Origin of the sequence: Arsenicitalea aurantiaca, assembly GCF_003994485.1 — a bacterium.
GTDB lineage: Bacteria > Pseudomonadota > Alphaproteobacteria > Rhizobiales > Devosiaceae > Arsenicitalea > Arsenicitalea aurantiaca.
Genome location: NZ_RZNJ01000010.1, coordinates 1 through 8,241, shown reverse-complemented (window position 1 = coordinate 8,241; position 8,241 = coordinate 1). Strand labels below are relative to the sequence as shown.

Genomic DNA, 8,241 nt, shown 5'->3' with positions numbered 1-8,241 from the left:
CACCCATCATTGCGAGATCATCGAAACCGGAAACGAATCCTGGCGCTTCAAGAACCGCGCCTGATCACCGCATCAAGCTGCAAAACGCTAGCCGCGCTCGCCCGGGCTGCGCAACCCTGGCCAGCTCCGCCCGGGCGAGCGCTGACCGCTGTGCATTACATGAAGGGGGTCAAAATGGGACGCCGATCGGGGGTCAGATTTGGAAGCCGTTTGACAGCCTTGCTGTAGCCACCGATTGGCCTGTCGCCCACCAGGTCCAGGAAACGCTGAGACCAGACGGAGTGCTCATTGCTGGTCTTCTGAACCCATGCGGATGCGGACTTTTCGGCAATCCAGTCCTTCCGAGCCACAGAAGCGAGTACGCCTTTTCGCCCCTCGATTGAGGGGGCCGTTGATGTCGAGACCTCAGGCGTGGCCACCACGTCACCGGCATTGCGAGCAGCGATGGCTGCATCGGCGCGGACGATTGCGGACTGGATGGCCCGGATGGCCAGCTTCCAGCTCGCTGACTGCTCATCCAGGCGAACACCCAGCCCGTCCCACGTCAGAACCTCTTCGGCCTCGTGCCGGTAGAACTCGTCGCCTTTGCCCCGCGCGAGCATGTAGCGGGCGTCACCCCCAAACTCGCCCACTCCAGCAGTGTACTCGTCAAAGCTTGGTACTGGGGCGCTTGGGCGTGGCTCTCCTGCCTCAGCAAATCCTTCGAGCCTGACCTGCTCATCTTCGTCCAGCAGGTGGCTGTAGTAGAGCTCCTCAATCCGAGCGAGATGAGCTTTGGTGAGCTCGGCTATCGGCGCGCTGCCCAGAAGTGCCTGCTGACGCCGATGAACGGCGAACCGCTGGGTCTACCTCAGCGGCGGCGCGACGGACCCTGACCAGGGCCTCCTGCGGCTCCTTGGTCCCGAGCGAGAAGGTCTCCTCGGATTTGGGGTACGTGGACCGGATGTCGGCGGGCACGGATGCGCGGTGCCAGTACGTGTTTCCGCGCTTCATCAAGCGGGGGTGCTTGGGCATGTCTTTCATGGCTCCACTGTAACACTTCGGTGGAACAGCGAGAAGCGCAAGCTACTGAAAAGGCTGAGGTCCCAGGAAAACTCGGGCTCTGGGGATAGCTGGCGGAGGGAGTGGGCCTGATATCCAACCTTCTCCACCTGCTCGACAGCACATGATAGTCCTACCGCTTCAACTATCGTCCGGCTCGGGTGCCCGTCAAACAATGCGCGAACGCGGTGTGTGACGACCGGGGTCGGTGGCGACTAGACTAGGTGGGGCCGGTCGGCCGGCGAGCCCACCCACCGAGGGCCGTTGATGCGAATCTTGATTACGGGTGCCAGTGGCCGTGTGGGTGGTGCTCTCGCGACTGCGCTTCAGGGTCAGGTCGACATGCGACTGACCGGACGGGAGCCGGGTACCGTTGCGCTGGATTTTCTGAACCCTGAGACTTTTGCGCTTGCACTCGCCGGATGCGATGCCGTGTTCCTGATGCGCCCGCCGCAAATTGCGTCTGGCCGCGCCTTCCGGCCGTTTCTTGATGCCGCCCATGCAGCGGGCGTGCGGCGGATGATCGTGCTGTCGGTCAAAGGAGCTGAGCGGAACATCATCCTTCCGCATCACGGGGTAGAGCGTGAAGTGATGGCGCGCGGCTTTGACTGGACTATGCTACGCCCTGCCGATTTCATGCAGAACCTGGAAACAGTACATCGCAGCGGCCTTTCCGCCCGCTCAGAAATTTCGGTCCCTGCAGGAGATGGCCGGTCGGCCTTTATCGACGTGGCTGATGTGGCGGCAGTCGCAGCGAAAGTCTTGCTTGAGCCAGGGCACGCGAAGCGCGGCTATACCTTGACAGGACCCCGAGCGCTCTCTTTTCAGGAGGTCGCCGAAATCTTGTCCGAAGTGCTGGGCCGCCCCATCCGGTACCGCCCACGGGGGGTGCTGCGCTTCATCCGTGACCGGCAGGCTGAGGGCGTGCCGCTTGGCATGGCGCTGGTAATGACTGCGCTCTACACCGTGCAACGGACAGGCGGCGCAGCCGGGGTGACAGACGATGCCTTCCGAATTCTGGGCCGGACACCGAATGATTTTCGCAGCTATGCGCAGAGGAACCGGCACGTATGGGCGCAAATTTGACGCGGCAGGCGGCAGAAAAATTCTCTGGGTTTCGAAGCCCAACGCGGTATCGAGCTACAGCTGCGCGGCAAGTTGCCAGTGAGCCCGCCGCCGATCGCTCGCGTTGCTGGCGTCGCAAGTTTCAGCCTGTGCGCCTAGGCACCTTTCTGCGGTAGCTCTGTCGCGGGACGGGCGGGCTCGAGGGCGCAAGAACGGCAGTCCTGGTCTTCGTGGTCGATTTCGCATCGGCACGCCGAATTGGAGTTCGCAGCAATCTCAGACCATTGAGGACTACCAGAACGGTTCCGCCTTCGTGGCCGATCACTGCAAGTGGCAGAGGCAGATCGAAGAACAGCCCGCCGATGACGAGCACCACCATGGCGCCGATCGCGAACGTTAGATTCTGGAGGATGATTGCAGCTGTCCGGCGCGCCAGGCGATGCGCTTCTGCAAGCTGTCCCATGTCTTCCGAAAGAAGCGCGACGTCTGCAGCCTGAAGCGCCACTTCCGATCCCGCGGCACCCATGGCGATCCCCACGTCGGCACGAGCGAGCGCTGCTGCGTCGTTGACGCCATCTCCAACAAACGCGACCTTTCCGGCAGCCGCGAGTTCCCCGACCATGCGGACCTTCTCCTCCGGCAGCATGTCGGCATGTATTTCCTCAGGCCGCAGTCCGAGTTCTCTACCGATCCGCAACGCAACAGGTCGGCGATCGCCAGTCATCATGACTATCTTGGTGACACCGCTTTCCCTTAGCGCAGCAAGCGCCGGCGCCGATGTCGCGCGCAATTGATCCGCGATGCTGACGGCCCCCAGCAGGTGCGAGTTCCGCCCGAAATAGATGACCGTCTGAGTGTCCTCCACCAGGCCGCTCAGCGCCGGGTGTTCGATCGAGGCGCCCAGCTGCGCGGCGAGGCGCGGATTGCCGGCCCAGAGCTGCTGCCCCTCGTGCACACCCACAATCCCGGCACTTGGACGGTTGCTGACATCCCTGACTTCGGCGACTGCGATGCCGCGGCGTGCGACTTCGTGCCGAATGGCTGCGGCGCTGTGATGCTCGGACTGTGCTTCCAGCCCCGCCAAAAGCGAGAGAAAACGCTCCTCGTCCCCGTCGAGCGCCACGATGCGGGTGACAACCGCCTTGCCGGTCGTCAGCGTGCCGGTCTTGTCGAAGGCAAATGTGTCAACGGCGGCGAGTGTTTCGAGGGCAGCTCCGCCCTTGAACAGGACGCCGCCCCGGGCGGCGGCCGACAGCGCCGACAGAATGGCAGCCGGAACAGAGATGACGATCGCACAGGGGCTGGCGGCCACCAGCAGGGTTGCGGCCCTGTATAATGCCTCCTCCCAGCCCCGACCAGTCAATGAGAAGGCCGCGAAGGCAAGCATGGCTCCGACCAGCACCGCAACGGTGTAGCGCTGCCCGAACCATGCGCTGAACCGCTCTGATGGAGCCTTCGCCGCCTGCGCCTGGGTGACGAGTGCGATCATGCGCGCAACCGTGCTCTCTTCGACCGTCTTGGAGACGGCTACTTCAAGCACCCCGTCGAGATTGACCGTCGCCTCGAAGACCTGGCTGCCGGCCTCTTTTCTGACGGGCATGGACTCGCCGGTGATGTTCGCTTCATCCAGGGATCCGTATCCGCTGACGATCACGCCGTCCGCGGGAACGCGTGCGCCCGGACGCAGCACCACGATGTCTTCCACCTTGAGATCAGCGGCGGAAACTTCGGTGACGGCGCCGTCCGATGTCTTGCGCAGCGCCGTTTCCGGACGGAGCGCCATCAGGGCCTCGATTGCGCGGCGGGCGCGCCCGAGAGCGCGCTCCTCCAGTGTCGTCGACACGCTGAACAGAGTCAGTAGAACCGCCCCCTCGAAGGGAGCGCCGACCACGGCCGCGGCCACGGCTGCGACCACCATGAGCAGGTCGATATCGAGAACCCGCTCTTTCCACAACGCAGTGAGCGCGCGCCAAGCTGCCGGCAGTCCGCCCGCCAGGTAGACCAGCCAGACGCCAATCTCGGACGAAAGCTTGGCCACATCGCCGTCGAGCGGCCAGAAGCCGGCAACGGCCAGCAGCATCCCGAGTACCGTCAGGACCGTGAGAATCATTGAGATGTCGGCTGGAGCCGGTCTTTGCACGGCGTCCCACCGGATAAGCAGCGATTCAAGTGTATCCGCAATCTTACGTGGTGCTCGATCCACTAGCGAAGGTTCCATCGCGGTTCGGCGTCCGGCAGCGGTCAGACGCGGGTGTAATTTCGCTTCGATGGTTTGCTCGCGTCAGCGCACCACCAGCACCGGCACAGGGCTATACGTAAGAACCTCCGAAGTCTGGCTGCCCAGCAACAAGCGACCAAGGCCGCGACGCCCGTGTGAGGCCATGACGATCAGGCTACAGCCCTCTGTTTTGGCCGACTCGACGATGGCCTCTGCAGGTTGGGCGTCCGGCACGTGAGACAGTGTGGCGCTCACGCCGAGCTTTCCTGCCGCTTCGCCTACCTTGGCGAGCAGCTGGTCGGCGAACCTCTTCTGGCCATCTTCATAGCCAGACACGTCCACTGGAAGCGGTACCCAACCAGCCCCCCCGGCGCTGGCGTGATATGGGAACGGCTCGGTAACGGCGATAATCGTGACCTTCGCGCCGAGGGTCTTGGCCAGCGAAAGCCCGTGGTCGACGCCCTTCTGGGCAATCTCCGATCCATCTGTCGGGATCAGGATGTGCTTGTACATGTTCGGTCCTCTGTTGCTATTGGTCCTTCAGTGCGTTCCTGTCCGCGCGACCTAAACGCTGACGGCACACTGACCTTAACCTATCGCAGGGCTGTTGTTTCAGCTTGATCGAAGACAAAGAGCGGCGACATGTTCAGAAAAATTTGCATGCATTCCGGGGTCCAGAGATGGAGAGCGGCGCAAGGCAAGTTCGCTTGAGCCCATGCGATTTCCAACTTTGGGCGTCGCCACGAACTCCTTCCCGCGCTAGTCCAAATCGAGGGTGAAAGCCGGCTGCTTTCAGCGTCGATCCTGGCCGCCGACGCGGGCACCAAGCTATCGTGGCTTGTGCGTGCTCAACGTTGCCGAGTAGCATCGCGTGAGTGTTGCGGCGCTCGACTCGCATAGAAGCCGTTAGGATCGCCCGGGAGGGCCGGACGATGAAGTCTCTGCACGGCGTTTTGCGTCTCTCGACGGCGCGACAGGCCGCCGGACTGATGCTGGCATTCGTCGCGCTTTTCGTGGGTCTATTCGCTTATTTTGTGAACGTCGGCATTGGACAAAACCAGGAAAGGTTGGAGGAGCGATCCGCTTCGGCAGCTCAGATCGTCGCCACCAATGCTTACTGGATTGTCGAATTGGCAGATCAGACCCTCGCGCGCGTGGATGCCGCCCTGGGCCAAAGCCTGCTTGGTGCCGAAGCGGACTTTCGAGCCGTGCTTCAGGGATTGCCCACGGTTGCTGATGTCTACGTGATAGATAGCGTCGCAAATACGCTCTACAGTACGCTAGACGGGGCTGCCAGCGTATCCATTATAGATCGCGAATACTTCACGGCCGTACGAGATGGTGCCTATTTCTACATCTCCGGGGTCCTGACTAGCCGGATCAACGGAGAGCAGATCTTTGTGTTCAGCAGACGCGTAGAGCGCAACGACGAGTTTGCTGGCGCCATAATGATCTCGTTTCCTCAATCCCTGCTGCAGGAACTCTGGGGGACGCTCGACCTGTATGCAGGCTCGGCCATCAGCTTGGTTCGGGGCGATGGCCAGTTGATGGCACGCCACCCGCCTTCGGATGGCCCTGTTGACCTCGCCAACCTGCCGCTTTTTCAGCAATACCTGCCCAACGCCAACGCAGGCACCTATACCTCGGCGAGTTCGCCGGTAGACGGCCTTGCCCGGGTGGTGAGCTATAGACAAGTCGCCGACCATCCGATCATCGCTCTGGCCTCAGTTGCGAGCGATGAAGTCTGGGCCAATTTTCAACGAGGCATCTGGACCGTCATTCTGATCGTATCCCCAGTGCTTGTTGCGCTGATCGCGGGATGTGGCTGGATTGTCAGGCTTCTAATCCGCGACGAGGCTTATGCGAGACAACTCAAGGAGTCGGTAGACCTCAACACCATGCTGTTCCGCGAGATCCACCATCGGGTCAAGAACAACCTGCAGTCCATTCAGGGCTTGGTGCGGATGCAACATATGCCGGAGCCAATCAAGTTGGACCTCCAGAGCCGTCTCGCTGCGATGGCAGCGATGCACGAACACATCTACAAGTACGACCGATACCAGGACATCGACGCTCACGACTTCATTCCTGCCGTGGTCGAGCAGGTCCGGCTGGCCTACGGCTCCAATGCAGCGATCCACTACGACATCGAGCATATCCCGGTAGACAGAGATCATGCGACGCCGCTCGCCCTTCTGCTGAGCGAGCTCACAACGAATGCCTTCAAATACGCGTTCGCAGACGGCCGTCCGGCAGTGNCTCGCTGCGATGGCAGCGATGCACGAACACATCTACAAGTACGACCGATACCAGGACATCGACGCTCACGACTTCATTCCTGCCGTGGTCGAGCAGGTCCGGCTGGCCTACGGCTCCAATGCAGCGATCCACTACGACATCGAGCATATCCCGGTAGACAGAGATCATGCGACGCCGCTCGCCCTTCTGCTGAGCGAGCTCACAACGAATGCCTTCAAATACGCGTTCGCAGACGGCCGTCCGGCAGTGATCGACATCCAACTCTCCGAGCAGCACGACGGCCGCGCACGCCTTATCGTGCGAGACAACGGAATCGGGATGAAAGAGGAAGAGAGCCCCAAGAGCATGGGCATGCGACTGGTGAAAGGAATCGTGGCGCAGATGGGAGGTGAGTACGAATTCAGGAACGAGGACGGGCTTGTCTTCGATGCCAAAGTGGCACTCTCTGTTGCCGCGCGCACGGTCTGAGATCTCTTTGGCTATGGTTGAATTGGCTCCAGGTTGTTCTCCTAAGTGGAAGAGGCCCCAGCCAAAGCTNTTATCGTGCGAGACAACGGAATCGGGATGAAAGAGGAAGAGAGCCCCAAGAGCATGGGCATGCGACTGGTGAAAGGAATCGTGGCGCAGATGGGAGGTGAGTACGAATTCAGGAACGAGGACGGGCTTGTCTTCGATGCCAAAGTGGCACTCTCTGTTGCCGCGCGCACGGTCTGAGATCTCTTTGGCTATGGTTGAATTGGCTCCAGGTTGTTCTCCTAAGTGGAAGAGGCCCCAGCCAAAGCTGGGACCTCGAGCGGTAAGTGAGCGCGATCAGCCTCGGTTCCAGAACTGGCCGATCTGCTCGTCCTGCTGGGCGAAACTGGCGGGATCCCCGAACGTGTTGGGGTCCACTGCTGGCGCCTGCTCCAGTGTTTCCGTCGTTACGTCGAGGACGAGCGTATTGAGCCCAGGTGTGGCTCGGAACTGGTTCCAAGGGACGGCGACATGCTCTTCCCCGAATCCGAGGAAGCCGCCTCGCGCAACTACCGCATAGGTAACCTGACCGGTGCGCGGATCGATCACAATGTCACTGACGCTACCAAGATTTTCGTCCTGAAGGTTCCGAACGTCGGTACCGGTGATGTTGTCGACATTTAGCCGTTGCAGCTCTTCGCTTTCCCCCACAGGCTGGGCCAGAGCCAGCTGCTCCTGGCGCCAATTGGTAACGTTCGCCGGCTCAACCCCCGCTTCGTCAAGTCGGGCGGCGTAGTCCTGATAGGTCTGGTCGAGGATGCCAACAATGTAGGCGCAGCCTTCCTCATCTCCCCTGTGAATCGGCGTGCAAAATTGACCCCATAGGCGGGGGAATCGGCGTCCAATTTTGACCCCCCTGATGCTTTGATTTGCAACCATCGGCTCCTTCGTAGCGAGCGGATGGTGTGGGGATGAAGTCGGTGGATACGATTGCCCGGGTTCGCCGACTACCTGACCCGGCTCGACTTCGTCGTGCTCGATGAACTCGGCTATCTGCCCTTCGCGCAGGCCGGCGGCCAGCTTCTCTTCCACCTGATCAGCAGGCTCTACGAACGGACCTCGATCATCGTCACTACGAACCTGGCATTCGGAGAATGGCCCGCCGTCTTCGGCGACGCAAAGATGACTACAGCCCTGCTCGACCG

Annotated in this window: 7 protein-coding genes and 3 pseudogenes; 5 read left to right on the top strand and 5 right to left on the bottom strand. The window is 61.3% G+C overall.

What is annotated here, in order from left to right:
• Nucleotides 1-155: 155 nt before the first annotated feature.
• A complete protein-coding gene (locus tag EMQ25_RS17835) occupies nt 156-602 on the bottom strand; it encodes a hypothetical protein (RefSeq protein ID WP_127189967.1) in 447 nt (148 codons plus the stop codon).
• Here EMQ25_RS17835 and EMQ25_RS17830 point away from each other — a divergent pair.
• On the top strand, nt 564-875 hold the full coding sequence (locus EMQ25_RS17830; RefSeq protein WP_127189966.1) for a hypothetical protein: 312 nt from the start codon (nt 564-566) through the stop codon (nt 873-875). The two genes, EMQ25_RS17835 and EMQ25_RS17830, sit on opposite strands and share 39 nt — an antisense overlap.
• Nucleotides 876-900: 25 nt before the next feature.
• On the opposite strand, the pseudogene EMQ25_RS18580 reads toward EMQ25_RS17830, so the two are convergent.
• Nucleotides 901-993 (bottom strand): annotated as a pseudogene (locus EMQ25_RS18580) (DUF6538 domain-containing protein); the annotation flags it as partial.
• Nucleotides 994-1,308: 315 nt separating this feature from the next.
• Here EMQ25_RS18580 and EMQ25_RS17825 point away from each other — a divergent pair.
• Nucleotides 1,309-2,127, top strand: coding sequence for an NmrA family NAD(P)-binding protein (locus EMQ25_RS17825; RefSeq protein ID WP_127189965.1), 819 nt, complete (start codon nt 1,309-1,311; stop codon nt 2,125-2,127).
• A gap of 121 nt (nt 2,128-2,248) precedes the next feature.
• On the opposite strand, the gene EMQ25_RS17820 is transcribed toward EMQ25_RS17825, so the two are convergent.
• Together EMQ25_RS17820 and EMQ25_RS17815 are read right to left on the bottom strand one after the other, a co-directional pair.
• Complete coding sequence (locus tag EMQ25_RS17820) at nt 2,249-4,216, bottom strand: heavy metal translocating P-type ATPase (RefSeq protein WP_192895698.1); 1,968 nt, start codon at nt 4,214-4,216, stop codon at nt 2,249-2,251.
• 171 nt (nt 4,217-4,387) lie between these two features.
• A complete protein-coding gene (locus tag EMQ25_RS17815; protein WP_127189963.1) occupies nt 4,388-4,837 on the bottom strand; it encodes a universal stress protein in 450 nt (149 codons plus the stop codon).
• Between the two features lie 419 nt (nt 4,838-5,256).
• On the opposite strand from EMQ25_RS17815, the pseudogene EMQ25_RS17810 reads away from it, so the two are divergent.
• Both EMQ25_RS17810 and EMQ25_RS18575 read left to right on the top strand, forming a co-directional pair.
• Nucleotides 5,257-6,426, top strand: a pseudogene (locus EMQ25_RS17810) (histidine kinase dimerization/phosphoacceptor domain -containing protein); the annotation flags it as partial.
• 115 nt (nt 6,427-6,541) lie between these two features.
• Nucleotides 6,542-7,051, top strand: a complete 510-nt coding sequence (locus EMQ25_RS18575) for a sensor histidine kinase (RefSeq protein WP_425290255.1) — start codon at nt 6,542-6,544, stop codon at nt 7,049-7,051.
• Between the two features lie 342 nt (nt 7,052-7,393).
• On the opposite strand, the gene EMQ25_RS17805 is transcribed toward EMQ25_RS18575, so the two are convergent.
• A complete protein-coding gene (locus EMQ25_RS17805; protein WP_127189961.1) occupies nt 7,394-7,975 on the bottom strand; it encodes a PRC-barrel domain-containing protein in 582 nt (193 codons plus the stop codon).
• A 63-nt stretch (nt 7,976-8,038) separates the two neighbouring features.
• Between EMQ25_RS17805 and EMQ25_RS17800 the strand changes: the two are divergent.
• Nucleotides 8,039-8,241: pseudogene (locus EMQ25_RS17800) on the top strand (ATP-binding protein); the annotation flags it as partial.

What these genes read in the sequence shown, in the direction of transcription:
- EMQ25_RS17835 (WP_127189967.1), bottom strand. Translation starts at nt 602, where the DNA reads ATGCTCGCGCGGGGCAAAGGCGACGAGTTCTACCGGCACGAGGCCGAA.
- EMQ25_RS17825 (WP_127189965.1), top strand. Translation starts at nt 1,309, where the DNA reads ATGCGAATCTTGATTACGGGTGCCAGTGGCCGTGTGGGTGGTGCTCTC.
- EMQ25_RS17820 (WP_192895698.1), bottom strand. Translation starts at nt 4,216, where the DNA reads ATGATTCTCACGGTCCTGACGGTACTCGGGATGCTGCTGGCCGTTGCC.
- EMQ25_RS17815 (WP_127189963.1), bottom strand. Translation starts at nt 4,837, where the DNA reads ATGTACAAGCACATCCTGATCCCGACAGATGGATCGGAGATTGCCCAG.
- EMQ25_RS17805 (WP_127189961.1), bottom strand. Translation starts at nt 7,975, where the DNA reads ATGGTTGCAAATCAAAGCATCAGGGGGGTCAAAATTGGACGCCGATTC.